The sequence below is a fragment of the Nonomuraea rosea genome (assembly GCF_039539705.1).
GTDB lineage: Bacteria > Actinomycetota > Actinomycetes > Streptosporangiales > Streptosporangiaceae > Nonomuraea > Nonomuraea rosea.
The window spans coordinates 56,320-82,470 of the sequence record NZ_BAABDQ010000036.1 but is presented as its reverse complement, the minus strand read 5'-3'; the positions used below and the strand labels follow the sequence as shown (position 1 = coordinate 82,470).

Genomic DNA, 26,151 nt, shown 5'->3' with positions numbered 1-26,151 from the left:
GCTGGCCGCAGGGGAAGGGCAGCTGGAGATCGGGGGCCGCCATCGCCTGGCTGCTCGCCGTACCGGCGATGCTGAATGCGGCGACGAGCGTCGCGGTGACGACGGATCGTAAGAGGGTGGATCGAGACACTGTGCCTCCTGGATTTTCCCGGCAAGAGGTCGGCTATTCGCCCGCGGGCCGGATGGGACGAAAGTGCGATTCATGGGCCCGGCGAATTCCGGGCCGTTGTGGCCTTTCGCGGAACCGACAGTAAAGAGCGGCGGTATGTAGCCGGTATACCGAATGGCGTCGTCTACCGGTCGGGCGCGGCCGGAGCGGTCGGCTCCGTGCTCGGGCAGGACGCGGGGATGGCGGAGCTGGGCGTGTTCTTCGCCGGGTTCATGGTCTCGTCGCTGGCGTGGTGCTTCGTCTCAGCGGGATTCGTCAGGGTCCTGTGAAGCGGCTCATGGCGTGACGGCGGTTTCGTATCCGGGCAGAGGTACGGCGTTCGCCGGGCGGAAGGCGGTGCGGTGGTCGGCGGCGGTCGCGATCTCGCCCGCGAGCCGGTACGCGCCTGCTCGGGGTGTCCCGTGCGACCCTCTACCGCCATCTGCCGCCCACCTAATTCTGAGACACTATTTGCGACTCTTTTGAGACAGGTCAGCGCAGCAGCGGGAGCCGCCCGGTGAGCCGCTCGACGAGCGCCCGCGGGCCGAACAGGCTGACCGCGTAGTAGGACGGCTCCTCCGTACGCGCCAGCTCCGCCAGGTACTCGTCGTAGACGTCGGCGCGCTGCGCGATGTTCGCCATGTCGGCGACCACCAGTCCGGGCTCCGCCGCCGCGTCGTTCCTGATCCGCTGCAGGATCGCCGCGGGCGCGCCCAGCACCGCGCAGCCCGTCCAGGGCAGCCCGGAATGCGTGCGCCCGGCCGCGTCGGCGCCGCCCGAGCCGACGATCGCGGGCACCGAGGCCCCGACGGAGGCCGCCAGGCAGGCGGCGGCGTTGGCCTGGAGCCCCCGGGGCAAGTCGCGGTCGATCACGATCGCCCACTTGACCGCGAGCTTCTTCGTGGGCAGGTCACTGCGCCGTTCGAGCTCGTCCAGCACGCTCATCCCTCGATCCTCTCTCCGAAGTTCTCCCAGGAGGGTCACATCCGCACCGCCGATTTCCCAAACGAAGGGGGCTGATTCCGCAGGAAGTTCGGAAAATCGTGGCAGGATGCGCGCGTGGACGAACTTGATACGGCGATCCTCGTCGAGTTGCAGCGCGACGGCCGCCAGACCAACCGCGAGCTCGCGGAGCGCATCGGCATCGCGCCCTCGACCTGCCTGGAGCGGGTGCGCTCGCTCAGGGCCGACGGCGTCATCGAGGGGTTCCACGCCGAGGTCAACCTCGACGCGATCGGCCGGCCGGTGCAGGCGCTGATCCACGTACGCCTGCATCCCAAGATCCGGGAGGCCGTCGAGGGCTTCCGCGACTACGTCGCCCGCCTGCCGGAGACGCTGGCCGTGTTCGTCGTGTCGGGCGGCGACGACTTCATCATCCAGGTGGGCGTGCGGGACGCCGGGCATTTGCGGGACTTCGTCCTCGACCACGTGGCGCGCCATCGCAACATCGCCGACGTGCGCACGTCCCTCGTCTACGACCACATCCGCAAGACCTCCGTGGAGGTGCTGCCTCCCGAACGGCCCTCCCGCCCGCGCACCAGCCGGAAACGCTGAGCCCCGCGCCCGCCGGAAACGTTAAGCCCCGCGCCCACACACCCGCCGGAAACGCTAAGGCCCGCGCCAGCGCACCCGCCGCAAGCGCCGAGCCCGTGCGACCGAGCGACCGGCCGCGGACGACGAGCCCGCGCGGCCGGAGACGATAAATAGGTGGAGGCCGCATAGCGGCCGGGGTTACCGTAACGGCAGGTCAGCGAGTGGGCAGGGCGTGGCGGCGTCGCTGACGGCGTCCCGCCGCGACCTGTCCTCGCGCAGCCGTGCGACCCCGCGGCTCACCGTTCGGCATCGACCGATGGCGAGGCGATGGTCACCCAGGGCACCGTCCAAGGCCCCAGATGATCGTGAGCCGCGGGATCACACCTTTCACCGGGCGGCGAAGGCGTCGACAGCCGCGAAGATCTCCTTCCGGAACGTCTCGCTCCCGGTGTGCCCAGAGTCCTCCACCACGACCAGCCGGGCGTCCGGCCAGACCTTGGCCAGCTCCCACGCCGTATCGAGCGGCCCGCCCAGGTCCTGCCGGCCGTGGATCAGCACGCCTGGGATCCCGGCCAGGCGCCCGGCCTCCCGCAGCAGCACGCCCTCCTCCAGCCAGGCGGCGTTCGAGAAGTAGTGCGAGCAGATCCGGACCAATGCCAGCAGAGCGTCGCTGGGCCGGTCGCTGTAGGCGTTCGGCTTGCCGTTGGACTCCAGGGAGATCACCGTGTCCTCCCAGGCCGTCCAGTCGTGCGCCGCCTTCGCGCGCACCTCAGGGTCGGGGTCGGCCATCAAGCGTGAGTACGCCGCCAGCACGTCGCCGTCGCGATCCGCCTCGGGAACGCCCTGCCTGAACCGCTCCAACGCGTCCGGGAAGAACCGGCCGACACCCCGGTAGAGCCAGTCGATCTCGGAGCGGCGCGTCGTCGTGACAGCGGCGATCACCATTTCCGACACGCGTCCGGGATGGGCCTCGGCGTAGGCGAGCATCAGCGTCGAGCCCCACGACCCGCCGTACAGCAGCCACTTGTCGATGCCCAGGTGCTCCCGCAGCAGCTCCATGTCGGCGATCAGGTGATGGGTGGTGTTGGTGCTCAGGTCGGTCGCGGGGTCGCTGGCGTGCGGGCGGCTCCGGCCGCAGTTGCGCTGGTCGAACAGGACGATCCGGTAGCGCTCCGGGTCGAACGTGCGGCGCATACCGGTCGAGCAGCCCGATCCGGGCCCGCCATGGACGACCAGCGCGGGCTTGCCCGCAGGGTTGCCGCAGACCTCCCAATAGACGAGATTGCCGTCGCCGGTGTCGAGCATGCCGTGTTCGTAGGGCTCGATCGGGGGATTCAAGGCCGACTCCTCTCCACAGATGTAACAGCGCTTTTATATTAGGGGCTGCGGAGAGTGCCGCGGTGGCAGGCACGCGTCCTGGCCACCGCGGGTCGTGAGAGGTCAGCGGACCTGGGAGGAGGGGGCCTTCCAGGTGTTGCACGACGCGGGGTCACCGGTGGCGAACCCGCGCTTGATCCAAGCGCGGATCGTGGCCGCCTTGCCGGCGGTGGGCTCCTCGCCCCGCCGGTCACCAGTGACGAGATTCAGGAAGTAGTTCCAGTCCGATGACTTCCTGTTCTCCATCGGCCAGATACTTTTGACGAACGTGCCGGCGAGACATTCCAGCTGGAGGTACTCGCGACGGTCCTGCTCGTACCCCTCCGCCTTTTTGCCGTATTTCAGGGCGTCATACGCGGGGTAGATTCCGACGAGCTCCTGGACGTGGTAGCCGTACATGAAGGCGGTCGTCTCCAACAGCCAGAGGTCGTAGGGGTCGTCCAGCCAGTCCTTGCCGACCTGGAAGAACAGCGTGCCATTGGTCTCGCAGTACCGGCTCTGGGAATCGTTCTTCGACGGATCGAACCCGCAGTAGTTCTTCGGGATGCGGCTCACGTGCCGCACCTTGGCCGGCTCAAAAGGCAGACCGGCGTTGGTCAGGTGCTGTCCCCAGGTGGTGTTCAGGCAGTCGACGACGGCGTCGATATAGGCGCGGGCCAGCTTGCGGTCGTTGCGCTTGACCCGAGGTTCCGCGCAGGTCGTCGTCGGCAGGGCGCCGGCTTCGTAGAGCGCGTTGTCGGTCAATTTAGGATTTTTCACAGGATAAGCCGCCGTCTCGGCGGAGGCTGTACCGGCTAACGGCGCGATGAGGGCGCATGTCAGTGCGGCCAACGTCAGGAGTTTCACGAGGCGTGACAATAGGGCCCAGGGGCCTCTTATGCAACGGATGCACTTCTGACCCGGTAAAGAGGGCTAGATCCAACTATGAAGTAATTGAACCAACACTAAGGGTACTGATCGCTGCGGATGGCCTGACAAACAACCCGCAGGGAGCACCATGTACAAGCACGCCATTGCCGTATTCACCGCGACCTCCGCCGTCCTGATGACGGCTGCCGGGCCCGGGGCCGCCGAGGTGGCACCGTCCCCCGCGGAAGCGGCCGCCAGCCCCGCGGCGTGCAGCAACCATGACGTCATCAGCATCAACGTCTCGCCACCACCGCCACTGACCGGGACGGTGACCGCCACCGACGTCAGGGCCTTCGTCGAGTCGCTCGTCGGCGCCACGCCGCCGGGACAGCTCGCCACCCCGCAACCCAGCGCCTCCGTGCTACCCGGCACCTCCGTGCTGCCGGACGTCTCCGCGCTGCCCGGCCTCGCGCCGTCCGGGCTTCCCGATTCAGTGCCGTCCGTCACGCCCGGTCTGCCGTCGTTCATCACCCCGACCCCGACGCCGTCCTCTGCGGCGGCGGCTGCGCTCTCCCCCGCGGAGACCCTGGTCAACGAGATCATGAGCAGGGCGATCGCGTGCGTGAACGGCACCCCGATGCCGGCCTCCGCCGCACCGTACGCTCCCCTGATCGACACCGCCGGCCTCACCCGGCTGTTCGAGCAGCTCCTCGGCACCCCGGCGGCCTGCGGCACCCCGAGCCCCGCGGCCACTCCGGCTCCGACGCCCACGCCCACGTCGCTGCTGGCCGCGCTCGGTGTCGACAGGGTGCTCGGCGCGCTCACCACCGGCACGGTGGCGTGCCAGGACCCCGCCGCCGACCCCGCCGCCGTCCCCGCTCCGGGACCGGCGGACACCGCGCCGTCGTCCCGCTCCTTCCTGGACACCCTCGGCGTGACGAACCTGCTCAAGGGGATCATCGGCAGCTGACGCACTGGAGCGTGCGGACCGGACGCAGTACCGTCGTGCACCTCTGGAGCCACGAAGGGACCGCGACATGGCAGACAGAAATCCCGCACTCGCCCCGCTCGACGCGCTGATCGGCCGATGGACCGTACAGGTGCAGGTGGACGGCGTCGGCCGCGCGTGGACGGAGTTCTCCTGGCAGGACGACGGCATGCTCCTGCACCAGAGCACCGACGCCGAGCCGCCCCCCGCCACCACTCCACAGGTGTGGCGGGAGAACGCGCCGTTCCCGACCCACAGTGTGATCGGGCTCGACGACGCCACGGACGAGTTCACCATGCTGTACGCGGACGCGCGCGGCGTGCACCGGGTCTACCGGATGACGCTGGCCGACGGCGTGTGGCGGATCTGGCGGCACGCGCCCGGGTTCAACCAGCGGTTCGAAGGGACGTTCAGCCCCGATGGGGACACCATCCACGCGCGGTGGGAGATGTCGGAAGACGGCGTGACCTGGAGGGTCGACTTCGAGCTCATCTACACCCGCGACCGCTGATCCCGGGAAGGCCGCGACGTCAGCAGCTCAGGTTGCCGCCCGTAGTAGTGCCGAGGATCTGCACGAACCGCTGGTAGCTGTTGATCCGGCTCTGCACCTGGCCCGGGTTGCCGCCGTTGCACTCCAGGCTGCCGTTGATGCTGCGGATGGTCTCGCCGAAGCCGGCGCTGTTGACCATCGCGGCGTGCGGCGTCATGGTGCCGGGGCCGCGCTGGGTGTTCCAGTACCAGAGGCCGGTCTTCCAGGCCACCGCCGCGTTGTTCTGGACGAGGTTGGGGTTGCGCAGGAGGTCGAGGCCGAGGGCGTCGCCCGCCGCCTTGTAGTTGAAGTTCCAGCTCAGCTGGATCGGGCCGCGGCCGTAGTAGGCCGCCTGTCCGGCCGGGCAGCCGTAGGGCTGCCCGGCGTCGCAGTAGTGCGGGTAGTTCGCGGTGTTCTGCTCCACGATGTGGACCAGGCCGCCGGTCTCGTGGTTGACGTTCGCGAGGAACGCCGCGGCCTCCCGCTTGCGTACGGTGTCGGTGCCCGTCTTGGCGAAGCCCGGGTACGCGCTGAGCGCGGCGGTCAGGCCGCTGTAGGTGTAGAAGGAGTTCCGGTTCGGGAACATCTGGTTGAACTGGGCCTGGCTGACCACGAACCCGCTCTGCCCCGGCGGCGTGGTCGGCGGCGGCGTCGATCCGCCGCCGCAGGCCCCCTTGTCGGCCCATACCTCGGCGACGCCCGGCCGCTCGTTCTGCGTCCACCACTTCGCCGACCAGTTGCGACCGTTGTACGACGCCGACATGCCGCCGGTGTAGACCGCGGTGGGGCTCCATGCCGCGACGCAGGCGGCCGCCGTCGTACTGGCCGCCGCACTCGCCGCCGGCAGAGCTGTGGACAGCCCGCCGACGAGGGCCGCCGCCGCTAAGACCGCTGAGACGCGTTGCCGGGAATCCTGCATAGTCCCTCGCTTCTTAAAGGAAAGTTTCCTAAGAGATTGACGTGAACCCTAGCCCCGAGACCGTTCCGTTACAAGACCGCCGAGCCTCCTTTCTGTCGGACCCGCCTGTCAGGATCGGCCTGTCGCCGCTGCGGAGAAGGGAGCCCAGGCATGAGCGTCACCGCCCGGTCCGACGTACACGTGAGCCATCACCAGTTGCTGGTGGTGGAGCAGGACGGCCTGCACACGCGTCCGAGCGACGTGCCCAACGGCCTGACCGCCGCGGGCCCGGGCGCCGCGGTGATCCTGACGGGCATTCACAGCGGGGTCGTCGACGTCACCGTCCGGCTCGCCGCCGCCGCGCCCGCGCGGGACACCGAGGGGTGGGACGAGGTGGAGGAGGTGGAGCTCATCAGCTTCACCGGCGAGACGACACTGATCGGCCTTTTGTCCGACCGCCCCGAGCTGCCCAACCTCACACCGCAGGGCCCGGGGCGCTACGGCATGCGGGTGCAGGTTCGCGGCAGGGACATCGACCCCTGTGCGGTGCCACATGTCCCGTTCGAGTTCTACCTGGTCACCGTGTGGCCGATCGACGTGGGGCCGGAGGCGTGCGCCAGGCTCGGGATCGGGGTCGCCGAGGAGCTGGGGCTGCCCGACAAGGTGAGCGCGATGCGGCAGTGGGCCCTGGAGCACGGCGGCCCGCAGCAGGAGCGCGGCCGTGTCTCCAGACAGGTGCGGCCGTTGCTGCCGCCCGTGCCGTTGCGAGCCATGGCCATGGCCGACGGGCACCGCTTACGCATCGTCAACCCCTACCAGGACACCGCCGCCGTGCCACCGCTGCCCGGCGGCCTGGTCGCCGCCGCCCCCGATTCGGTCGCCATCAGGACCGTCAAGCGCCGGGGCGTGGTCGGCGTGCACGTGCGGTGGGAGCTCGCCGGGCCGCGTTCGCCGATGTCGGGCTGGGAGGAGGTGGAGGAGATCGAGTTCGTCACGACCACCGGAGTCATGCACTTCCCGGGCGCGTCCGCGGAGCGACGGCCGAACCTGACCTTCCAAGGTGCGGGCCGCTACGGCCTGCGGGTCCACGGCCGCGCCCGGCCGCGTGAGCCCCTGGGCAACCGGCCCAGGGAGTCATACCTCCTGGTGATCTGGCCGATCACCCTGGGACCGGACGCGTCCGGGTAACGGCGGGGCGGCCGGATGACGGTCAGCCCTTGGCCGCGCCGAGCACGACCGGCAGCGCGAGCGGCCCTTCGGTGATGAACGACGAGGTGTAGCCGATCTCGTCCTCCTTGATCGCCAGCTCCAGCTCCGGATACCTGCCGAACAGGGTGGCCAGCGCGATCCGGCATTCGAGCCTGGCCAGCGGCGCGCCCAGGCAGAAGTGCGGGCCCCGGCCGAAGCCCAGGTGCGGTTCCTGGTCCTCGCGGGTGATGTCGAAGCGCCCGGCGTGCTCGCCGTACGTGGCCGGATCCGTCCCCGTGCCGGCGATCCCGATCATGATCGGCTCCCCGGCCGGGATCGTCGCCTCCCCCAGCCGCACGTCCTGCTGCGGATAGCGGAACAGCACGCCGACCACCGAGTTGCGGCTGCGCAGCGCCTCCTCGACCACCTGCGCCCAGGCGTCGCGTTCCTGTGCCAGGGCGAGCTGCGCGCGGTCGGAGCACAGGGCGATGACGGCGTTCGCGATCAGGTGCACGGTGGTCTCGTGACCGGCGATGAGCACCAGCCACAGGATCCACATCATCTCGTCGTCGGACAGGCGGTCGCCGTCGTCCTCCTGTGCCCTGATCAACCCCGTGGTGAGGTCGTCGCCGGGGGCGCCGCGCTTGCGCTCGATGAACGCGGCCAGGTAGCCGACCAGCGCGGCCCCGGTCTCCGTGGCCTCCTCGGGGGTGGCCGTGTGGGACAGCAGCACGTTGCTCCACTCGCGGATCTGGTTGCGCTCGACGCCCTCGGGGACGCCGAACAGCTCGCAGATCACCGCGACGGGCAGCGGCTCGGTGAAGGCTTTGACGAGGTCCACCACGCCGGTCTCGTCCGCGAGCCGGTCGAGCAGCTCGTCAGTCATCTCCTGGATGCGCGGGGCGAGGCCCGCGACGCGTCCTGGCGTGAAGGCGCGGTTGATCAGGCTGCGCAGCCTGCGATGTTCCGCACCGTCCAGGACCAGCAGGTGATCGCCCCCGATGAGCTGCCTGATCGGCCAGTCGTCGGGGATCGTGCCGTCGTGCAGGGCGGTGAAGTGTGCGATGTTCTTGCGGTAGAGGATGTCGTCGTTGGTCAGGACCGAGTTCACCGTCTCGTACGAGGTGACCACCCAGGCCTTCACCTCGCCGGGGAATTCGATGGGTAAGACCGGTCCGCTCTCGTCCCTGATGCGGCGGAGCGTCTCGGACGTCCGCTCACCGGGCACCGGCATCCGCAGAGGTGGGGTAGCCATGGGAGATCTCCAAGGTAGGAAGGATCCTCCCACTTTCCGCGTTGTGCCCGAATCGGCCTAGTGGCTTCGCTGTCACCGCCAGGCGCCAACATGTTGCCGCCGCGCCACACCGCCGTCCTTACCGCCTGTCCTTATCTCCCTTCCTTAATGTCCGTCCTCAGCGCCGTACCTCGTCCGGCTCTTCAGCACCGGTGAAGCGGCGCAGCTCGCCGCTGAGCGCGGCCCCCGCCGACGTCAGGAGGAGCAGCCCGCCGATGACGACGAGCGAGGCCGCGCCGCCCAGCGCCGCCGCCAGCGCGCCGCCGACGACCGGCCCCAGCGGGGCGAGCCCGAAGCCGACCGTGCTGAGGGCCGCGTCCACCCGGCCGAGCATGCTCTCGGGCACCAACCGGGTGATGACCACGTCGATCACCACGTTGAACGCGGGCGTCGTCACGCTGAAGAGCATCAGGGGCACCATCGGCCACCAGGGGCCGAACGGCAGGGCCATCGCCGCGATCGACAGGCCGAAGACCGCGGCGAAGGTGATGGTCAGCCGTCCAGGAGGCAGGAGGGTGCCGGCGCGGCCGGCCAGCAGCGCGCCGGCCAGGCCGCCGATGCCGACGCCGGCCAGCACCGTGCCGGTGTTGAGCGCGCTGCCGCCGCGCTCGCCGACGAGCACGATCAGCGGGAGCAGGAACGCGCTGCCCAGCAGGTTGAGCATCATCGCCACGACGCACACGGCGCGCAGCCCGGGTTGACGCCACAGCCAGCCGACCGCCTCGGCCACTTCCTCGCGCATACTTCGCGCGGCGGGCCGCTCCGCGCCGTCCTGCTGTCCCGTGCCGTCTTGCGGTCCGGCGCCACCCTGCTGCCCAGTGCCGTCCTGCTGCCCGGCGCCGTTCTGCCACCCCGCGCCGTCCTGCTGTCCCGCGCCGTCCCGCTGCCCGGCGCGCCTTGGGACCTTTGCGAAGAGGGCGCAGAGCATGGCCACGAGGAAGGTGACCGCGTCGACGAGGAACGGCACCGCCCGCCCGAGCCCGTAGAGGAGCGCGCCCAGCGGCGGCCCGATCAGCCTGGCCGCATGGCCGCGCGCCTCCTCCTGTGCGAACGCACTGGGCAGCTGCACCACGGGGACGACGCCACGGATCGCGGTGGTCCGCGCGGGACCGATGAACGCGGCGCAGACCCCGTCGGCCATCCCCAGGACGATGAGGTGCCAGACCGACACCTGCCCGGTCAGGATGAGCACCGCCAGCGCCGCCGCGACGACGGTCTGGAGTCCCTGGCCGGCGATGAGCGTACGGCGGCGGTCCCAGCGGTCCACCCAGACACCGGCCGGTAACTGCGCGGCGATCGAGGCGGCCGTACGCGCTCCCGCGACGATCCCCGCCCATCCCGGCGAGCCGGTGAGCGCCAGCACCAGCAGCGGCATCGCCAGCTTGGTCAGCTCCATCCCCACCTGGGAGACCGCGCTGCCGATCCAGAGAAGCTGGAACTGCAGGTTTCTCCGCAGCGGCACGATCTCGGCCACGAGACAGCTCCTTTGGGGGTTCCCGGAGGACGGTCGCGATGCCTGCCCCTCCCGAGCGGCTCAGGTTACCGGCCCCCCGGACGGGCGAATAACGTTGGCCACGTGGACATCATTGAGACCCCTCTGCTCGTGCTGCTCCCCCTGCGTCCCGAGCACGCCCGCGAGATGGCCGGCGCGCTCTCCGACCCCGGCCTGCACGCGTTCATCGGCGGCGCCCCGCTGACCGCCCAGGAGCTGCGCGCCCGCTACGAACGCCTGGTCGCGGGCCCGGCCGGCTGGCGCAACTGGGTGATCCGGCTGCGCGCGGACGAGCGGCTGATCGGCTACGTGCAGGCCACGATCGACGACACGACCGCCGAGCTCGCCTGGGTGATCGGCACCCCGTGGCAGGGTCGCGGCCTGGCCACCGAGTCCGCGAAGGCCCTGGTCGGCTGGCTCGGCACGCAGGGCGTCAAGCAGGTCGTGGCGCACATCCACCCCGACCACGCGGCCTCGGCCGCCGTCGCCGCCGCGGCCGGTCTCCATCCCACCGACGAGCTGAAGGACGGCGAGGTCCGCTGGGAACGGACCGTCTGATTCCCGGACGATCCGCCGACGGGTCACCTCAGGACGCGCCCATCAAGCAGGTCACCGAGGCCGCCTGGGGAGGCGGACGGCGGTGAGGACGCCGTCGCCGATCTCGTGCACGTGCACGGCGAACCCGCCGTCGCCCGCCACCTCCGCCAGGAAGGCCGCCACCTGCTCCCGATGGCTGACGGCGTTGTCCACCGCGACGACGCCCCCGTCCGCGAGCACGCGCCGCACCTGCGGCCAGTAACCGGCGTACGCGGGCCGCTCAGCGTCGAGCACCACCACGTCGGCCGAGCCGCTCGCGCGCTCCGCGAGCACCTGGCCGCCGTCGGCGTGCACCACGGTCACCTGGTCCGCCAGCCCGGCTTTCGCGATGTTGCCCCTGGCCAGCTCGGCCCGGCCGGCGTCGATCTCCACGCTCGCCAGGTCACCGCCGAGGTCGCGGACCGCGTCGGCGAACCAGATCGCCGAGTAGCCGTTGGACGTGCCGATCTCCAGCACCCGCCCGCCGCCCTGGGCCCGGATGAGCACGGCGACGAAGGCCGCGGCGGCCGGCGTCATGTTGCGCAGCCGCAGCAGGCGGTCGGTCAGCGGCGCGTCGTGCTCGCGACCGCCCGCGTACAGGTCCCGCAGATATCCGTCCAGAAACGCGTCCATCTCTCCCCCTGCCTCGCCTATGCCGGTGACCAGAGCCCGGCGGCGGTCCCTTCCTCGACGTGCCTGCGATAGGTGACGACCTTGCCGTGGATGACCTCCAGGCTGGCGTTCAGGTCGGCGATCTTGTCCAGGACGGCCTGCTCGTGCTCCTCCAGCAGCTTGAGCCGCTCGGGTTCGTTGCCGGGCCCGGACCTGACGAGCGCGGCGAACCGCTTCAGCGTGGCGATCGGCATCCCCGACTCCCTGAGCCGGTTGCACAGCAGCAGCCACTCGACGTCGGCTCGCTCGTAGACCCGCTGCCCGCCGGCCGAGCGCGGGATCGGGCGGAGGAAGAGCTCCTCGCGTTCGAAGAAGCGCAGCGCGTGCACGCCGAGCCCCGTCGCGGTTGAGACGTCGCCGATGGACAGGCCGTTCGCATCCATACCGCCCAGTGTACAGCTTGACCTAGATCGCACTCTAGCTTTTAGCGTGGCAGGCATGACCATCACGCAACACAGGATCGGCTCGGGATTCGACGCGCGCAGCACCGCGGACGAGGTTCTGGCCGGCATCGATCTGTCCGGCAGGAACGTCCTGGTCACCGGCGGCTACTCGGGGCTCGGGCTGGCGGCGTCGAGTGCGCTCGCGCGGGCCGGCGCGCACGTCATCGTGCCCGCCCGGCGGCCCGCCGTGGCGCAGGCCGCGCTGGGCGGCGCTCCCAGGACGGAGGTACGCGAGCTCGACCTGGCCAGCCTGGACAGCGTCCGGGAGTTCTGCGACCGCTTCCTGGAGACCGGCAGGAGGCTCGACATCGTGATCAACGGCGCGGGCGTCATGGCGTTCCCGCACACGCTCATCGGCCCCGGCTGGGAGGCGCATTTCGCCATCAACCACCTCGGGCACCACGCCCTCGTCAACCGGCTCCGGCCGGCGTTCGGACGTGGGGCCCGGGTCGTGTCGGTGTCCTCGGCCGGGCACTTCCTGTCCGGCATCCGCTGGGACGATCTCCACTTCCGCGGCGGCTACGACCACTGGCTGGCGTACGGGCAGTCCAAGACCGCCAACGCCCTGTTCGCCGTGCACCTGGACGCGCTCGGCGCGGCCGGCGGCCTGCGGGCGTTCGCGGTGCATCCGGGCAGCATCCTCACCCCGCTGCAGCGGCGCATCCCCAGGGAGGAGCAGATCGCCCAGGGCTGGATCGGCAGGGACGGCACGCACGCGACCGGGTTCAAGACCCCCGAGCAGGGCGCGGCCACCGCCGTGTGGGCGGCGACCTCGCCCCTGCTGGACGGGCACGGGGCCGCGTACTGCCAGGACTGCGACGTCGCCGAGCCGGCCACCACGGACGACATGCTGATCGGCGGCGTCAAGCCGTGGGCGATCGATCCCGAGGCGGCGGCCCGGCTGTGGCGGCTGTCCAGCGAGCTGACCGGGCTGGACGCCTTCTCCTGACCCGGGCCTCAGGCGCGGGGCAGGGTGGCCCAGAAGCGGTAGGCGTGGCCGGTCTTGAAGGCGGCGCGCCGCCAGGCGCCCGAGGTCAGCGACTGGACGTAGCCGTCGTTCTGGAAAGCGGGCCAGCTCGCCCGGCCGGTGGCGGCGAAGCCGGTCCACAGGCCGATCAGCCGGTCACCGAGGCGGGCCTGCGCGGGGGTCAGCGCGTCGAACAGCTTGAGGTCGAAGATGTAGGGCAGCTCGGCCATGTGCTGGGCGCGGGCGGGGAAGCTCGGAGCGGGATATCCGGCGAACCAGGGCGTGTCACGCTCGGCGAACTCGTACATGCGGGTGGACGTCCAGCGGGACAGCAGGCGCGCGGTGTCGAAGGACGGCGCCGACCAGGCCGAGTCAGTACGGAGCGCGGCCAGGGCGGCGCCCGCGGAGCCGTACGAGCTGAGCGGGTAGCGCTTGAGCACCGCGTCGGCCCGCTCGCCGAACTGCTTCCGGACGGCCGGCGCATACTCCGCGTCCTTCATCGGCGCACCACCGGGGGCGAGCTCCTGGCCGAGCACCATGCCGTTCTCCTCGTCGTGGTTGACGCCGACGAGCACGGGGACGCGGTTGAACCGGCCGGTGCGCAGGGCCTCCGCCGGGGCGAGCGGCAGGACGGCCGTCCCCGAGACCGGGCGGGGCTCGTTGAAGGCGCCGTACGCCTTCAGCAGCGTGGCCGCGGGGACGCGGCGCAGGCAGGCGGCCACGTCCTGGGCGCTGGCGCAGCCCACCGCGGAGACCACCCGGTCGCTGTCCGCCTTCGCCTCCGCCATGGTGCGCGAGCCGCCGGTGGCGCAGGGCGCGCTCTGCACGATCGCCCGGTCGAACAGCCCTGCCGACCTGGGCGAGGCCAGGTGATCGCAGACGGCGTACCCGCCGCCGGACTGGCCGGTGACGGTCACGTTCCGCGGGTCGCCTCCGAAGGCGGCGATGTTCTTGCGCACCCAGCGCAGGGCCGCCTGCTGGTCCTCCAGGCCGTAGCTCGCCTCGCCGCCCACCGCGTCGTTGGCGAGAAAGCCCATGACGCCCAGCCGGTAGTTCATGGACACGACGACGGCGCCGCCCGTGGCCAGGCGGTCCGGGCCGTACATGTCGCCCGTGCCGTACATCAGGCTGCCGCCGTGGATCCAGACGATCACCGGCAGCTTGCCGGTGGCGCGGGCGGGGGTGGTGACGTTGAGGTACAGGCAGTCCTCGTCGTCGCCGGGCACTCCGATCGGGTAGCCGGCCGGTTGGGCGCATGGCGCTCCCGGCGACGTGGCGTCGCGGACGCCGGTCCAGGGGACGACCGGCGCGGGTGACCTCCAGCGGCGCTCGCCCACGGGCGGGGCGGCGTACGGGATGCCGTGGAAACTCCGCACCTGGGCACTGGCCGCGCCTCTGACCTCGCCGTCCGCGGTCTTCACCACCGGACCGGCGGCCTGCCCCGCTGGGGCGGCGACCGCCGGTGCGGCCGTCGCCAGTCCCGCCACCAGGCCCAACGTCACGATCAGTTTCTTACGCATTGCTCTCTCCTCGCCGACTCGGCTCGCTCGACGGGATGACCGTACACCGGATTTATGCGATCGCATAATGCGTTCGCATGAATAAATCGGCTGCTATGCTCCTGCGCATGGGGAACAGGGAAGATCTCTTCGACGCAGCGAAGCGCTGCCTGCTGGAGAAGGGGTACGACCGCTCCAGCGTCCGCGACCTCGCCTCCACCGCCGGGGTGAACATGGCGGCCATCGGCTACCACTACGGCTCGCGCGAGAAACTGCTGAACCAGGCGTTGTTCGCGCTGCTGGACGAATGGGGCGACTCGATGGGCCGCGTCCTGGCCCCGGACGCCGGCTTCGCCCGCATGTGGGAGAGCCTGATCGAGCAGTTCGCCGCGAACCCGGGCCTGTGGCTGGCCTCCGTCGAGCTCTTCCTACAGGCCCAGCGCCGCCCCGAGCTGCGCGGGCAACTGGCGGAGGGCACCGCCGAGGGACGGCGCGGGATGGCGGCGATCCTGGAGAGCGTGCCGGAGGGCGAGGTGCCCGAGCGGTCGGTCCGCACCATCGGGACGGTGCAGATGGCGCTCATGTCGGGCGTGATGATCCAGTGCCTCAGCGATCCGGAGAACGCCCCCACGGCGGAAGAGGTGCTGGAGGGCCTGCGGGCGCTGGCGGCACTCGCCTAAGAGCCGCACTGCGCTGCATTTTTCGTCATGTCCGTAAGATGTGTGACCCACTGATACGGATGTGACTTGGGGGCTTTGCGACATGACCCTGCTTTCCCGGAGGAACCTTCTCAAGGCCGGCGCCATCGCGGTGCCGGCCGCGGTCCTGCCGGCCACGCGCCCGGCGCAGGCGGTCGCGCCGTTACCTGTGGTGCAGACCTCGGGTACGGCGCCCGCCGCGCTGGCCGGGTTCGACAACGTGCTGAAGACCTTCGTGAAGGATCGCAAGATCACCGCGGCCCAGCTCGCCATCATGAAGAACGGCAAGATCCTGCTGGCCCGCGGCTACCGCTACAACGACTACTCCAGGGCGCTGCCCACGGTGTCGCCGACGTCGCTGTTCCGGATCGCCAGCCTGAGCAAGAACATCACCTCGGCCGCGATCATGCGCCTGGTCCAGGACGGCAAGCTGAGCCTGTCGGCCAAGGTCACGCAGCTGCTCGGCCTCACCCCCGCCGACGCCCGCATGGAGCAGATCACCGTGCTCCGGCTCATGCAGCACCTGGGCGGCTGGGACCTAGCCGTCTCCAAGGACCAGCTCTGGCTGGACCACACCATCTCCGCCGCGCTCGACCTCCCGCTGCCGATCGGGCACGCCGACATCATCCGGTACGCGACCGCCCGCCCGCTCGACTTCGCCCCGGGCTCGAAGATGGTCTACAGCAACTACGGCTACCTGCTGCTCGGCCGGATCATCGAGCGGGTCTCCGGCCTGTCGTACGAGTCGTACATCCAGACCAAGCTGCTCAAGCCGCTGGCCATCACCCGGATGCGGCTCGGCAAGAGCCTCAAGAGCGAGGCCGCGCCCGGCGAGATCGCGTACGAGTCGCAGTACACCCACAAGTCGGTCATGGACACCTCCGGCACCGTCGTCCCGTATCCGTACGGCGGCTTCAACATGCCCAACCAGGACGCGAACGGCGGCTGGCTGGCCTCCGCCGTGGACCTGGTCCGCTGGACGCTCGCCTTCGACAAGCCGGGCACGGTGCTGAGCGCGGCCTCGATCGCCAAGCTGGTGGCCAAGCCGGAGATCGGCGTCACCGCAGACGGCGCCTGGTACAGCGGCGGCTGGTGGGTGCGCCAGGTCACCGGCCATCTCAACACCTGGCACAACGGCTCGATGCCGGGCACGTTCAGCTATCTCGCGCGGTTGCAGAACGGGTTCAGCTACGCGGTGGTGTTCAACCGGCGCGAGGAGACCGGCTCGCTCGACTACGACCTGATCGACGACCAGATGAACAAGGTCAGCGTGTCCTCCTGGCCCACGACCGACCTCACGTCCAAGTACTTCTGAGGGATTGCCGAGAGGAAGCTCGTCAGCGTATATTCGTCTACGAGTATCCGTTGACGAGCATCCTTGAGGTGAGTGGCGATGCCGAAGCCCCGCAAGGTCGGCAATCTGCTCGCCCTCGCCGTCCTGTCCGCCCTGGCCCAACAGCCGATGCACCCGTACGAGATCGCCACGGCGCTCCGCGGCTGGGGCAAGGACCAGGACATGGACATCAAGTGGGGATCTCTCTATACGGTCGTCCGCAACATGGACAAACACGGCCTGATCGCGGCCGTGGAGAGCGTCCGCGAAGGCCGCAGGCCTGAGCGGACGGTCTACCGCATCACCGACGCCGGCCGCGCGGAGCTGGTCGACTGGGCCCGCGAGCTGGTCTCGACCCCGGTCAAGGAGCAGCCACGGTTCCGCGCCGGCCTGTCGGTGCTCGCCGTGCTGCACCCGGACGAGGCCAGGGGCCTTCTGCGGCAGCGGCTGGACGCCGTGGAGGCTGCCATCGAGGCGGCCCGCGACACGCTCGCGGGCCATCTGCGGGAGGTCCCCCGGTTGTTCCTGGTCGAGGCGGAGTACGACCTGGCCCTCCAGGAGGCGGAGGCCGCCTGGATCCGATCCCTGCTCACCGAGCTCGACTCCGGCGCCTATCCGGGGCTGGACGCCTGGCGAGCCTTCCACGAAACCGGCGAGCTGCCGGCGGAGGTGCAGGAGCTCGCCGGCAAGGCGCATACGGCGGACTAGAGCGACGGCCCCGGCGCGGTGCGCCAACACCACGCCGGGGCCCATTCCCCGAACCACACCTGGGAAGGCGTCAGGCCCGAGGCGGCAACCACGAGGATAGCCTGGCTCCTCTCCCAGGGCGGTTCCGACTGCACACTCAGGGAGAAAGACCATGACCGAGGTAAAGACCGCGATCGTCATCGGCGGCGGCATCGCCGGACCCGTGACCGCATTAGCGCTGCGCGCGGCGGGCATCGAGGCCACCGTCCACGAGGCGTACCCGAACCGCACCGACGGCATCGGCGGCACGCTCGCGCTCGCCCCGAACGGCCTCGCGGCCCTACGCGTCATCGGCGCGGACGAGGCCGTCACCGCCATCGCCACGCCGGTCAGGCGCACGGTCATGACGATGGGCCGCAAGCGCGTGGACCTGCCAGGGCTGACCGGCCTGCCCCCGCAGCAGCAGGTGCACCGCAATCAGCTCACCCGCGCCCTGCACGACCGTGCCGTCGCGGGCGGTGTCACGATCGAGTACGGCAAGCGGCTGGTCGACGTGCGGGAGAGCGGCACGGGCGTCACCGCGTCCTTCGCCGACGGCAGCACCGCCACGGCCGACGTCCTCATCGGGGCCGACGGCATCCGCTCGACCGTGCGCCGCCTCATCGACCCGGACGCGGCGGGCCCGCGGTTCACCGGGCTGCTCGGCTTCGAGGCGGTCGCGCGGCACGATGTGGACGACGAGCCCGGCACGATGACGTTCGCCTTCGGCAGACGGGCGTACTACCTCTACTGGCCGGAGCCGGGCGGGGGCACCCGGTGGGGCGTCAACCTGCCGCAGGAGCGCCCGATGAGCCTCACGGAGGCCCGCGCGGTGCCCGCCGCCGACTGGATGCGGACGCTGCGGGCCACCTACGGCGACGACGATCCAGGCCGGGAGCTGATGCTGACCAGCGACGCCGACGAGCTGCAGGTGGTGGGGTCGATGCACATCATGCCGCCGGTCAGGCACTGGCACCGCGGCCGCATGGTGCTGGTCGGCGACTCGGCGCACGCGCCCTCCAACAGCTCGGGCCAGGGCGCGTCGCTGGCCATCGAGAGCGCGGTGCAGCTGGCCCGCTGCCTGCGTGATCTGCCGGACATCCCGTCCGCGTACGCCGCCTTCGAGCGCCTGCGGCGCAGCCGGGTGGAGAAGGTCGCGGCCCGCGCCGCGCGCATCAACCACGCCAAGGCCCCCGGGGCGGTGGGCAAGGTGCTGATGCCGCTGATGATGCCCCTCATGATGAAGACCATCATGAACCCGGAGAAGACGGTCGGCCCCGAGCAGCGCTACCTGATCGACTGGGACGCCCCCGTCACCAAGGACCCGGCGCTCGCCTGAGGGGCGAATCGGTCGATAGCGGTCCGGCCGGAGTGGCATCCTGGAAGCCGGCGATCACGAGGAGATCAGCAATGGCGCACCCTCTCGGCACCCAGCCCGTACTCCGGCGGACCCCGCTCGACGCGGAGGAGAGGGCCAGGAGCGAGCTGACCTTCGCCTCCCTCGTGGCCGAGCACCTCACCACCAGCGGCCGGTTCAGGGTCAGCGCCGACACGCCGGAGATGGTGGAGCTGTTCCAGGCCGTCGCCCGCCGCGTGGGTGAGCAGCTCCAGCGGCCCGTGATCAGCTACGCCAACGGCCGGTACATCGTGATCACCTTCAGCGAGGCCTCTGCGGGCTGAGCGACTCTCCCGCCTCAGCCGAAGGTCAGCACGGGCTTGAGCGTGTTCCCCTTCTCGGAGTCCTCCACCGCCTGGTTGATGTCCTCGAACGCGTACGTCCTGATCAGCCTGTCGAACGGGAAGCGGCCACGCCGGTGGAAGTCGGCCAGCATGGGGATGAACCGCCGCGGCACGCTGTCCCCTTCGACGATGCCGCGCACGCTCCGGCCGAACAACAGCGTGGTCATGTCGAGCGAGACCTCGGTGCCGAGCGCGGCGGCGCCGATCACGCCGCAGGTGCCGCCGTTGGCCAGCGCGTCCACCGCCTGTCGCAGCACGCTGGGGATCGCGGTGGTGTCGAGGGTGTAGTCGGCGCCGAGGCCGCCGGTGAGCTCGCGCAGCCGCTCCACCGGGTCGCCGGCGGCGGCGTTGATCACCTGGGTGGCGCCCAGCTCCCCGGCCAGCTCCAGGCGCCGCTCGTTCAGGTCGATCGCGACGATGGTCGAGCAGCCCGCGATGACGGCCGCCATGACCGCGCTCATGCCGACCGCGCCGGTGCCGAACACGGCGATGCTGCTGCCCGCCGGCGGGTCGAGCGAGTTCAGCACCGCGCCCGCGCCCGTCTGGACGCCGCACCCGAGCGGGCCGAGCAGCTCCAGGGGTGCGTCCCTGTCCACCTTCACGACGTTGCGCTCATTGGCCAGGGCGTGCGTCGCGAACGCCGACTGCCCGAAGAAGACGCCGTGCACGTCACCGCCCGCCGTCCGGCGCAGGGGCGAGCTGCCGTCCGGTCGCGCGCCCCCGAAGTTGCACCCGAAGAACCCGTCGCAGTACGCGGGCCGCCCCGCGTCGCACATGCGGCAGCCGCCGCAGGAGTTGAACGTCAGCACGACGTGATCGCCTGGCCCCACGTAACCGACCCCGTCGCCGACGGCCTCCACGACCCCCGCCCCCTCATGGCCGAGCACCGCCGGCAGCGGCACCGGGTACCACTGGTCGCGAATGATCAGGTCGGTGTGGCAGACGCCGGAGCTCACCATCCGCACGAGAACCTCGCCCGGGCGCGGATCGTCCAGTTCGAGGGAGGCCAGGGCGAAAGGCGCGCCTCGGGTCTCGGTCAGGGCCGCTGTGATGCGCACGGTACGACTCCTTTGCCGGTGAGTTCGCTTCTCCCCCGGCAACATAGGCCCGGTACGTACAGCACGCCCGCCACACTTCCCTTATGGTGTCGCTCGGCATCGGCGCAAAATAGGGGGAATCTCAACAAATGAATGGACCGGGCAGAACCCGCGCGCTTCTCCTCGCCTGCTTACTGGGGGCCGGCTTCCTTTACTGGAATCTGCATCGCCCGGCGAGCACCACCCCGGAATGGAAGCCAGGCCCTTTCGACCCGCCCGTGCAGTACGCCTTCATACCCGAGGACGCGAACTGTCCAGCCTTCCCTCCTGAAGAGACCAGTACGCAGCTGGTGCCCTGCACCGAATGGCAGCTGCGGGTCCATTACCGGCTCGGTGCAGGAAGGCAGGACATCGACCTCACGTATGGGATGGGCTGCGACGACGAAGCCTGCAACAGCGACATCGGGCTCCACGACGCGGCCAGCCAGGTGACGCTGCGCAGTTCGCGGCGTCACAGCGTCCCGCTCCGCCTCACTCGCGACGGCCATCACGTCGCCTACTTCAGCAAGAGCTACCTGCAGTTCATGGGCTGGGACCTGCCGGCAGGGCAACGCAAAGCCATCTCCCCGCGACTCGGCGCTCAGCAGATGGAGGACTTTCGCAGCCTGGAGATCTCCCCCGACGGAAGGTTCTTCGCCGTCTCCTTCGCCGGCGCGCAACCCCGTTTGCTGATCACGGAGTTCGCCACCGGCCGGACCAGCACTGTCCCCGGATTCTGCGCGATACTCGGCGTCAGCCGGGACGCCTCCCGGATAGCGGCACAGCGCACGTGCCACTACCTCGATGAATCGGACAGAACAACCATCCTCCGGCGAGACGGCACCGTCATCAGCGAATGGACCGCCGCCGGCCCGGCCGGCGACCTCTCCCCCGACGGCCGCTCACTCGCCCACATTCAGGGCGACCACATCGTCACCCTTGACGCCATGACCGGGAAACTCATCAAGAAAATCAAACTTCATCTGCTTTCCGAGCCGAACGAAGCCATCGGTCACGCCTGGCTGACCGACCGCGAATTCATCGTCCAAGCAGATCCACCCGAGGCAGGCCCGGGATCATTCGGCTACTACCGCGTCGACGTCGTATCAGGCGCCTCGCAGCGCATTGTTGACCTCGGGCTGAATCCCGGCGGCACCATCTCCCTGGGGACCGCGCTGATTCACGATTGACCTCGCGCCGGCTTGTCCGGGATGGAGGCGAGCTTGTCGGGGTTGCTGACGAAATAGATGTCGCGCACCTGCTCCTCACCAGGAGCCACGTCGAGCACCATCACGGCGAAGGGCGCGGCCCCCTTGAACACGACCACGGACGGATCACCGTTGACCTGGCGGTACTGGATGTCCATGCCTTCGTTGCTCTCCGCGTTGGCGACCAGCACCCGGGCGACCTTGTCGCGGCCGCGAATCGGGCGCGGAACACCCGCCGCGGACTTGCCACCGTTGTCCGTCCACAGGGTGACCTCGGGTGCCAGCATCTCCATCAGCGCGACCAGGTCACCGCCGAAGGCCGCCCCGATGAACCGTTCGGTCACCTCCTGGTGCGTGCGCCGGTCGATCCGGGCACGCGGCCGCCGCGCCTGTACGTGCTCGCGCGCCCGATGGGCGATCTGCCGGACCGCGGCCGGGCTGCGGTCGAGCATGGCGGCGATCTCGTTGTGCTGGTAGGCGAACACCTCGTGCAGCACGAACACCGCCCGCTCCAGCGGGGTCAGCGTCTCCAGCACCACCAGCATCGCGATCGACACCGACTCCGCGCGTACGGCGGGCTCGGCCGCGTCGGTGTCGGCGACCAGCGGCTCGGGCAGCCACGGCCCGGGATACGTCTCCTTACGCCGCCGCAGCGCCTTCTGGTGGGCGAGTGCCTGATTGACCGCGACGCGGACCAGGTAGGCGCGCTGATTGCCGATCTCGGCCAGGTCCCTCCCGGACCAGGCCAGCCACGTTTCCTGGAGCACGTCCTCGGTGTCGCCGACGCTGCCGAGCATGTTGTAGACGATGGAGAACAACAGCTCGCGATGCTCGCCGAACACCTGGGATGCGGTGTCGGCCTTCGTACGCTCTCCCCGGCCCGGGCGAGGCGGTGTGTTCACGGTGTCTCCAAGATGATCAAAGTCCGATAGGGAAGCTCCCGACCGCCTAGGAGTCATTCGAGGCGCCAGGTGTGACATGTTCCGGCGATTCATCCCTGATGTCACATTCTCGCCGCGCGCCCTCTCTTGGGTGCGAACCCCACGTCTCCTGAAACGGATGAGTCAGCCCATGTCAACCGCCTATATCGTCACGGCACTGGTGACCGCAGCGTGCAACACCTTCTCCGGTTTCGCGGCCATGACCCGGCTCGCGCCGATCATGCGCACCCTCGGCCCCGCGCTCGCCCGGGCCGGCGTGCCCGAGTCCTGGCTGTTCTGGCCGATCGGCGCACTCAAAGCGCTCGGCGCGCTCGGGCTGGTGCTCGGGCTGCTCGGCGTCCCGATCATCGGCACGGCCGCCGCCGCGGGCCTCGTCCTCTACTTCGTCTGCGCCCTCTACACCCACCTGCTGGTCAGCGACTTCTGCCCGCAGTTCTACCTGGCGATCGTGTTCCTCTCGCTGGCGGTCGCCACCCTGGCGCTCGACCCCGCCCTCGTACTGGTCACCAGCCCATGAAGCGCCCGCCCGGCACGTCCTCAGCCGAACGGATCTCACTGAACAGCCGGAGCGTCACCATCCGCGGCGGGCGCCACGCCAGGGCGGGCAGCCGCAGGCTCCAGGAGGAGAACACCGTCTCCATGACGATCTTCAAATAGGGCCGCTCGCCGGGGACCTCGGCGCGCAGCACGGATACATCGCTGAGAACCTCCTGCTGTCCGAGCCGCAGCCACGCGGCCCCGTCGAGGTCGAGATCCGCCGATTCCCACCACAGCACCGGCGGCTCGCCCGCGCGTGACGAGGCCAGCGGCAGCCGCATCGAGAACCCCGCCAGCGATCCACTCGGACGCAGATAGAAGGCGCCGTTGATCTGCGGTGCTTCGTACAGGGTCCGCGGGCCTTTCGCAGTGTTCACCGACAGCGTCGCCTCGGTCGCGTCCAGCGCGATCCGCCACGAGTCGGGGTCGGTGTAGTAAGGGGAGGTCGCCATGATTCACCTCGCTGTGCCATGTCCTGATATCACTCATGACGAAATTCGGCGCGCAAGTGTGACATCCCCCGAGCGACGCGACCCCGGCTCGTCAGGCGCCGGCGCGCTGAGGCAGGAGCGCGTCGCCGAGCATGCGCCAGTACGGCCTCGCGGACCGCCCCGGCTCGATCCCGATCACCTGCACGGCGACGTGGTCGGCGCCGGCGTCGAGGTGGGCGTGCAGCTTGCCCACGATGGTGTCCAGATCGCCCCAGAACACGAAGTCGTCGACGAGCCGGTCGCTGCCGCCGTTCGCGATCTCCTCCTCGGAATATCCGAGCCGACGGAACTTCGCCACGTTGTACGGCGTGCCCAGGTACGGCCGCAGGTGCTCGCGCGCGATCGTCCGGGCCACGGCGGGGTCGGACTCGAACAGCACCGGGTGCTCCACCCCCAGGAACGCCTCCGCCCCGAGGATCTCCCGCGCCTGGGCGGTGTGCGCCACGTTCACGTGGTAGGTCTGGGCGCCGGCGGCGCGGTCGCGGGCCAGTTCGAGCATCTTGGGCCCGTACGCGGCCAGGATGCGGCGGATCGGCGTCTCCGGCGCGGGGTTGATCGTCTCGACCGCGTCCATCTCGTCGAGGTAGGCGGACATGCCCGCCAGCGGCTTGACCCCCGGCCGCTGCTCACCGCCGAACCCCAGCCCGAGCAGGTGCCGGCCGGGATAGGCGTCGGCCAGCAGGAGCGCGGCGCCGTACGTCCACCGCGCACCCCGCGACCAGATCTGCGCGATGCCGTTGACGACGTGCATCCGCTCGGTGCAGGACAGCAGGTAGCCGGCGTGCGTGAACGCCTCACGCCCGAGCAGCTCGGGCACCCACAACGACCGCCACCCCTGCTCCTCCAGCTCCTGGACCGACTCCCGCAGCCGCGCGGCCGGCTGCTGCTCGAAGTCGAAGGTGTAGACCCCGAACGCTCCAAGGTCCATGCCCGGAATGCCACCCATGGCACGTCTCCTCACGTGATTGCCTCCGTCAGTGACATCAACATATCGCAGAATGTCGATATGAGTCGACATAGGCGGACAGGTGGCGATGGCGTCTACCGTCAGAACGTCAGAGCGTCTGCCCGAGCCGGGCGACGAGTTCGGCGATCCGCTGTTCGTCGCGCTTGTAGTGGGTCCACTTGCCCACCCGCGTCGCTCGTACCAGCCCCGCCCGCTGCAACTCGGCCATGTACGCCGACACCGTCGACTGCGCGAGCCCGACCTTGGCCTGGATGTGGCTCACGCACACCCCCACCTCGACCGGGTCGGCGATCGCGCCCTCCAGCGAGAAGTTGCGCTCAGGCTCCCGCAGCCAGGACAGCAGCTGCAGCCGCGTCGGGTTCGCCAGCGCCCGCAACGCGTCGACCAGGTCTGGATCCATGGAGGTAGGGGTCTCGGCCATGACCTCGATGATAAATGCTCACCGACGATTCGAAGTACTTCGATATACGGACATGTTCACCCCGTCCGCGCGCCCGGACGAGATGGACCAGCCGGGCGCCGACGACGCCGGCCGCGGCCAGCGCTCCCGTGGCGGCCCAGACATACAGGGCAAGCCACACGTACGTGATCAGCTCCAGCGTCCCCGCCCGCCGCATCAACAGCCCCATCAGGTCCGCGAGCCCGAAGAAGAGCACAACCGGCAGCACGTACGGGACCAGCCGCACGACCGTCCGCCAGGCGGCCCGGCCCACGCGGCGGCGGGCCCAGCGGCGGGCACGGCAGATCCCCAGGAGGCCGAGTCCGAGGTTGAGCACGGTCAGGCCGGCCAGCCAGGGGTCCGCGGTCGTGGTGAAGGGCGCCGCTCCGGCGCCGGGCCGACCCTCGATGAGGTCGATCAGGCCGCCGGTGATGATGAGCGCGTCGTCGCCGGAGATCATCCCCGTGTTGGTGACGACCGCGATGCCGTACCGGCTCGCGGGCAGGAGCGTCTGTGCGGAGTTGTGGGTGAGCAGCCAGCCGGTGTGCTGGAGCTGGGGCGCGCCACCGGCGGTGGCGCCGCTGTACCAACCCATGCCGTACGTGCTGCCGCCGACGCCGGACGCGGCCTGAGCGGTCCGCAGGGTCTTCGCGGGAAGGACGTGACCGGCGCCGTTCTGCGCCACCAGCCATCTGGCCAGATCGCCGGCGGTGCTGACGACCCCGAACGAGCCGTTGAGAAACCACTTCGGATGGGACCGCTCGATGACCCGCCCATAGGCCCGGACGTAACCCGCGCCCTCCTCGGGCAGCTCCCTGGTGGTGTTCACCGTCGTGGTGGACGTCATGCCGAGCGGACGGAACACGGCGGCGGCCAGGTATTCGCCGAACGGCACCCCGGCCACCACCTCGACCAGCTGCGCCGCGACGGCGTAGTTGGGGTTGTGGTAGGCCATCCTGGTGCCGGGCTCGGTGGCGAGCGGAGCGGTGCGCAGCATCGTGACGGCGTCCTTGAGCGTGCCGGGCGCGGGAAGCGTCAGCTCGGGAAAGCTCTGGTCGCTCATCCCCGACGTCTGCTGGAGCAGCTGACGCACCGTGATCTTCGCGGCACGCGGGTCGGCCATGGTGAATTCCGGCAGGTACGTCCGCACGGGGGCGTCCAGGTCGACCTTGTGCCGGCCGGCGAGCCGAAGCACCGCCAGGGCCGTGAACGACTTGGAGACCGACGCGAGCGGCATCGGCGTGCTCTTCGTGATCGCCGCACCGCCGGCCGTGTGCCCATAACCCGCGACATGCACGACCTGATCGCCTTTGGTGACGGCCACCAACGCACCCGGCAGCCCGGTCCGCCCGACATAGTCCCGCACATAGTCATCGATCGCACTCGCACTCGGCGGCGCGGGTGCGGTGGCCACCGAAGCCCGCGCCACCGTCACCCCCGTCGGCGCCAGCAACACCCCAGCCAGCCCGGCCACTGCCGCGACCCTCTTCATCTTCATCGGGTTCCTTCCGTCCGCTGGGAACGAACGGTAGAAGCCGGGCG

Annotated in this window: 28 protein-coding genes; 13 read left to right on the top strand and 15 right to left on the bottom strand. The window is 70.1% G+C overall.

The genetic code is table 11. The annotated features are described in order from the left end of the window. Positions 1-640: 640 nt before the first annotated feature. The gene (locus tag ABEA43_RS50490; RefSeq protein WP_345573270.1) at positions 641-1,093 is read right to left on the bottom strand and encodes a DUF2000 domain-containing protein; all 453 of its coding nucleotides are present in this window, start codon (positions 1,091-1,093) and stop codon (positions 641-643) included. Positions 1,094-1,207: 114 nt separating this feature from the next. On the opposite strand from ABEA43_RS50490, the gene ABEA43_RS50485 reads away from it, so the two are divergent. Continuing rightward, on the top strand, positions 1,208-1,702 hold the full coding sequence (locus ABEA43_RS50485) for an Lrp/AsnC family transcriptional regulator (protein ID WP_345573269.1): 495 nt from the start codon (positions 1,208-1,210) through the stop codon (positions 1,700-1,702). Positions 1,703-2,068: 366 nt separating this feature from the next. On the opposite strand, the gene pip is transcribed toward ABEA43_RS50485, so the two are convergent. Together pip and ABEA43_RS50475 are read right to left on the bottom strand one after the other, a co-directional pair. Next, positions 2,069-3,019, bottom strand: coding sequence for a prolyl aminopeptidase (gene pip / locus ABEA43_RS50480; protein ID WP_345573268.1), 951 nt, complete (start codon positions 3,017-3,019; stop codon positions 2,069-2,071). A 102-nt stretch (positions 3,020-3,121) separates the two neighbouring features. Next, complete coding sequence (locus ABEA43_RS50475; RefSeq protein ID WP_345573267.1) at positions 3,122-3,904, bottom strand: neutral zinc metallopeptidase; 783 nt, start codon at positions 3,902-3,904, stop codon at positions 3,122-3,124. Positions 3,905-4,055: 151 nt separating this feature from the next. Between ABEA43_RS50475 and ABEA43_RS50470 the strand changes: the two genes are divergently transcribed. Then, the gene (locus ABEA43_RS50470) at positions 4,056-4,877 is read left to right on the top strand and encodes a hypothetical protein (RefSeq protein ID WP_345573266.1); all 822 of its coding nucleotides are present in this window, start codon (positions 4,056-4,058) and stop codon (positions 4,875-4,877) included. Between the two features lie 67 nt (positions 4,878-4,944). After that, complete coding sequence (locus ABEA43_RS50465) at positions 4,945-5,406, top strand: hypothetical protein (protein WP_345573265.1); 462 nt, start codon at positions 4,945-4,947, stop codon at positions 5,404-5,406. Between the two features lie 19 nt (positions 5,407-5,425). Here ABEA43_RS50465 and ABEA43_RS50460 read toward each other — a convergent pair whose 3' ends face one another. Further along, positions 5,426-6,343, bottom strand: coding sequence for a glycoside hydrolase family 19 protein (locus tag ABEA43_RS50460; protein ID WP_345573264.1), 918 nt, complete (start codon positions 6,341-6,343; stop codon positions 5,426-5,428). 150 nt (positions 6,344-6,493) lie between these two features. Here ABEA43_RS50460 and ABEA43_RS50455 point away from each other — a divergent pair, with 150 nt between their 5' ends. Further along, entirely contained in the window at positions 6,494-7,510 is a 1,017-nt protein-coding gene (locus ABEA43_RS50455) for a hypothetical protein (protein ID WP_345573263.1), read from the top strand. Between the two features lie 22 nt (positions 7,511-7,532). Here the strand turns inward: ABEA43_RS50455 and ABEA43_RS50450 are convergent, their stop codons facing one another. Beyond that, a complete protein-coding gene (locus ABEA43_RS50450) occupies positions 7,533-8,765 on the bottom strand; it encodes a cytochrome P450 family protein (protein ID WP_345573262.1) in 1,233 nt (410 codons plus the stop codon). Positions 8,766-8,922: 157 nt separating this feature from the next. Next, positions 8,923-10,278: an MFS transporter gene (locus ABEA43_RS50445; RefSeq protein ID WP_345573261.1), complete on the bottom strand. Its 1,356-nt coding sequence runs from the start codon at positions 10,276-10,278 to the stop codon at positions 8,923-8,925. Between the two features lie 102 nt (positions 10,279-10,380). Here ABEA43_RS50445 and ABEA43_RS50440 point away from each other — a divergent pair, with 102 nt between their 5' ends. Continuing rightward, positions 10,381-10,854 carry a GNAT family N-acetyltransferase gene (locus tag ABEA43_RS50440; RefSeq protein ID WP_345573260.1) on the top strand — a complete coding sequence of 158 codons (474 nt, stop codon included), beginning with the start codon at positions 10,381-10,383 and terminating at the stop codon, positions 10,852-10,854. A 51-nt stretch (positions 10,855-10,905) separates the two neighbouring features. On the opposite strand, the gene ABEA43_RS50435 is transcribed toward ABEA43_RS50440, so the two are convergent. Then, complete coding sequence (locus ABEA43_RS50435; RefSeq protein WP_345573259.1) at positions 10,906-11,505, bottom strand: O-methyltransferase; 600 nt, start codon at positions 11,503-11,505, stop codon at positions 10,906-10,908. Positions 11,506-11,522: 17 nt separating this feature from the next. Then, on the bottom strand, positions 11,523-11,927 hold the full coding sequence (locus ABEA43_RS50430) for a MerR family transcriptional regulator (protein ID WP_345573258.1): 405 nt from the start codon (positions 11,925-11,927) through the stop codon (positions 11,523-11,525). A gap of 55 nt (positions 11,928-11,982) precedes the next feature. On the opposite strand from ABEA43_RS50430, the gene ABEA43_RS50425 reads away from it, so the two are divergent. Further along, complete coding sequence (locus ABEA43_RS50425) at positions 11,983-12,936, top strand: oxidoreductase (RefSeq protein ID WP_345573257.1); 954 nt, start codon at positions 11,983-11,985, stop codon at positions 12,934-12,936. Positions 12,937-12,944: 8 nt separating this feature from the next. On the opposite strand, the gene ABEA43_RS50420 is transcribed toward ABEA43_RS50425, so the two are convergent. Next, positions 12,945-14,474: a carboxylesterase/lipase family protein gene (locus tag ABEA43_RS50420; RefSeq protein WP_345573256.1), complete on the bottom strand. Its 1,530-nt coding sequence runs from the start codon at positions 14,472-14,474 to the stop codon at positions 12,945-12,947. A gap of 107 nt (positions 14,475-14,581) precedes the next feature. On the opposite strand from ABEA43_RS50420, the gene ABEA43_RS50415 reads away from it, so the two are divergent. From ABEA43_RS50415 to ABEA43_RS50395, 5 genes are all read left to right on the top strand, one after another. Beyond that, positions 14,582-15,133 carry a TetR/AcrR family transcriptional regulator gene (locus ABEA43_RS50415; protein WP_345573255.1) on the top strand — a complete coding sequence of 184 codons (552 nt, stop codon included), beginning with the start codon at positions 14,582-14,584 and terminating at the stop codon, positions 15,131-15,133. A gap of 82 nt (positions 15,134-15,215) precedes the next feature. Further along, positions 15,216-16,466: a serine hydrolase domain-containing protein gene (locus ABEA43_RS50410; protein WP_345573254.1), complete on the top strand. Its 1,251-nt coding sequence runs from the start codon at positions 15,216-15,218 to the stop codon at positions 16,464-16,466. A gap of 78 nt (positions 16,467-16,544) precedes the next feature. Beyond that, on the top strand, positions 16,545-17,192 hold the full coding sequence (locus ABEA43_RS50405) for a PadR family transcriptional regulator (RefSeq protein ID WP_345573253.1): 648 nt from the start codon (positions 16,545-16,547) through the stop codon (positions 17,190-17,192). A gap of 151 nt (positions 17,193-17,343) precedes the next feature. After that, the gene (locus tag ABEA43_RS50400) at positions 17,344-18,549 is read left to right on the top strand and encodes an FAD-dependent oxidoreductase (protein ID WP_345573252.1); all 1,206 of its coding nucleotides are present in this window, start codon (positions 17,344-17,346) and stop codon (positions 18,547-18,549) included. Positions 18,550-18,620: 71 nt separating this feature from the next. After that, on the top strand, positions 18,621-18,890 hold the full coding sequence (locus tag ABEA43_RS50395; RefSeq protein ID WP_345573250.1) for a hypothetical protein: 270 nt from the start codon (positions 18,621-18,623) through the stop codon (positions 18,888-18,890). A 14-nt stretch (positions 18,891-18,904) separates the two neighbouring features. Here the strand turns inward: ABEA43_RS50395 and ABEA43_RS50390 are convergent, their stop codons facing one another. Further along, positions 18,905-20,008 (bottom strand): NAD(P)-dependent alcohol dehydrogenase, encoded by a 1,104-nt coding sequence (locus tag ABEA43_RS50390; RefSeq protein WP_345573249.1) that lies wholly within the window; start codon positions 20,006-20,008, stop codon positions 18,905-18,907. A gap of 128 nt (positions 20,009-20,136) precedes the next feature. Between ABEA43_RS50390 and ABEA43_RS50385 the strand changes: the two genes are divergently transcribed. Beyond that, a complete protein-coding gene (locus tag ABEA43_RS50385; protein WP_345573248.1) occupies positions 20,137-21,216 on the top strand; it encodes a WD40 repeat domain-containing protein in 1,080 nt (359 codons plus the stop codon). Here ABEA43_RS50385 and sigJ read toward each other — a convergent pair. Beyond that, positions 21,207-22,136 carry an RNA polymerase sigma factor SigJ gene (gene sigJ / locus ABEA43_RS50380; RefSeq protein ID WP_345573247.1) on the bottom strand — a complete coding sequence of 310 codons (930 nt, stop codon included), beginning with the start codon at positions 22,134-22,136 and terminating at the stop codon, positions 21,207-21,209. The genes ABEA43_RS50385 and sigJ overlap by 10 nt on opposite strands. A gap of 169 nt (positions 22,137-22,305) precedes the next feature. Here sigJ and ABEA43_RS50375 point away from each other — a divergent pair, with 169 nt between their 5' ends. Then, the gene (locus tag ABEA43_RS50375) at positions 22,306-22,692 is read left to right on the top strand and encodes a DoxX family protein (RefSeq protein WP_345573246.1); all 387 of its coding nucleotides are present in this window, start codon (positions 22,306-22,308) and stop codon (positions 22,690-22,692) included. On the opposite strand, the gene ABEA43_RS50370 is transcribed toward ABEA43_RS50375, so the two are convergent. The 4 genes from ABEA43_RS50370 to ABEA43_RS50355 form a co-directional block, all read right to left on the bottom strand. Further along, on the bottom strand, positions 22,679-23,164 hold the full coding sequence (locus tag ABEA43_RS50370) for a hypothetical protein (protein WP_345573245.1): 486 nt from the start codon (positions 23,162-23,164) through the stop codon (positions 22,679-22,681). The two genes, ABEA43_RS50375 and ABEA43_RS50370, sit on opposite strands and share 14 nt — an antisense overlap. Positions 23,165-23,255: 91 nt before the next feature. Further along, positions 23,256-24,149 (bottom strand): TIGR03620 family F420-dependent LLM class oxidoreductase, encoded by an 894-nt coding sequence (locus ABEA43_RS50365; protein WP_345573244.1) that lies wholly within the window; start codon positions 24,147-24,149, stop codon positions 23,256-23,258. A 109-nt stretch (positions 24,150-24,258) separates the two neighbouring features. Continuing rightward, on the bottom strand, positions 24,259-24,570 hold the full coding sequence (locus ABEA43_RS50360; RefSeq protein WP_345573243.1) for an ArsR/SmtB family transcription factor: 312 nt from the start codon (positions 24,568-24,570) through the stop codon (positions 24,259-24,261). Beyond that, the gene (locus tag ABEA43_RS50355) at positions 24,488-26,107 is read right to left on the bottom strand and encodes a serine hydrolase domain-containing protein (RefSeq protein ID WP_345573242.1); all 1,620 of its coding nucleotides are present in this window, start codon (positions 26,105-26,107) and stop codon (positions 24,488-24,490) included. The genes ABEA43_RS50360 and ABEA43_RS50355 overlap by 83 nt, the downstream gene beginning before the upstream one ends. Between the last annotated feature and the right edge of the window lie 44 nt (positions 26,108-26,151).

Bases quoted from the DNA above. Each gene is read 5' to 3' on its own strand.
- ABEA43_RS50400 (WP_345573252.1), top strand. From the start codon at position 17,344: ATGACCGAGGTAAAGACCGCGATCGTCATCGGCGGCGGCATCGCCGGA.
- ABEA43_RS50435 (WP_345573259.1), bottom strand. From the start codon at position 11,505: ATGGACGCGTTTCTGGACGGATATCTGCGGGACCTGTACGCGGGCGGT.
- ABEA43_RS50490 (WP_345573270.1), bottom strand. From the start codon at position 1,093: ATGAGCGTGCTGGACGAGCTCGAACGGCGCAGTGACCTGCCCACGAAG.
- ABEA43_RS50395 (WP_345573250.1), top strand. From the start codon at position 18,621: ATGGCGCACCCTCTCGGCACCCAGCCCGTACTCCGGCGGACCCCGCTC.
- ABEA43_RS50360 (WP_345573243.1), bottom strand. From the start codon at position 24,570: ATGGATCCAGACCTGGTCGACGCGTTGCGGGCGCTGGCGAACCCGACG.
- ABEA43_RS50430 (WP_345573258.1), bottom strand. From the start codon at position 11,927: ATGGATGCGAACGGCCTGTCCATCGGCGACGTCTCAACCGCGACGGGG.
- ABEA43_RS50425 (WP_345573257.1), top strand. From the start codon at position 11,983: ATGACCATCACGCAACACAGGATCGGCTCGGGATTCGACGCGCGCAGC.
- ABEA43_RS50455 (WP_345573263.1), top strand. From the start codon at position 6,494: ATGAGCGTCACCGCCCGGTCCGACGTACACGTGAGCCATCACCAGTTG.
- ABEA43_RS50365 (WP_345573244.1), bottom strand. From the start codon at position 24,149: ATGGGTGGCATTCCGGGCATGGACCTTGGAGCGTTCGGGGTCTACACC.
- ABEA43_RS50385 (WP_345573248.1), top strand. From the start codon at position 20,137: ATGAATGGACCGGGCAGAACCCGCGCGCTTCTCCTCGCCTGCTTACTG.
- ABEA43_RS50415 (WP_345573255.1), top strand. From the start codon at position 14,582: ATGGGGAACAGGGAAGATCTCTTCGACGCAGCGAAGCGCTGCCTGCTG.
- ABEA43_RS50460 (WP_345573264.1), bottom strand. From the start codon at position 6,343: ATGCAGGATTCCCGGCAACGCGTCTCAGCGGTCTTAGCGGCGGCGGCC.
- ABEA43_RS50370 (WP_345573245.1), bottom strand. From the start codon at position 23,164: ATGGCGACCTCCCCTTACTACACCGACCCCGACTCGTGGCGGATCGCG.
- ABEA43_RS50420 (WP_345573256.1), bottom strand. From the start codon at position 14,474: ATGCGTAAGAAACTGATCGTGACGTTGGGCCTGGTGGCGGGACTGGCG.
- ABEA43_RS50465 (WP_345573265.1), top strand. From the start codon at position 4,945: ATGGCAGACAGAAATCCCGCACTCGCCCCGCTCGACGCGCTGATCGGC.
- ABEA43_RS50470 (WP_345573266.1), top strand. From the start codon at position 4,056: ATGTACAAGCACGCCATTGCCGTATTCACCGCGACCTCCGCCGTCCTG.
- ABEA43_RS50405 (WP_345573253.1), top strand. From the start codon at position 16,545: ATGCCGAAGCCCCGCAAGGTCGGCAATCTGCTCGCCCTCGCCGTCCTG.
- ABEA43_RS50410 (WP_345573254.1), top strand. From the start codon at position 15,216: ATGACCCTGCTTTCCCGGAGGAACCTTCTCAAGGCCGGCGCCATCGCG.
- ABEA43_RS50355 (WP_345573242.1), bottom strand. From the start codon at position 26,107: ATGAAGATGAAGAGGGTCGCGGCAGTGGCCGGGCTGGCTGGGGTGTTG.
- ABEA43_RS50375 (WP_345573246.1), top strand. From the start codon at position 22,306: ATGTCAACCGCCTATATCGTCACGGCACTGGTGACCGCAGCGTGCAAC.
- ABEA43_RS50450 (WP_345573262.1), bottom strand. From the start codon at position 8,765: ATGGCTACCCCACCTCTGCGGATGCCGGTGCCCGGTGAGCGGACGTCC.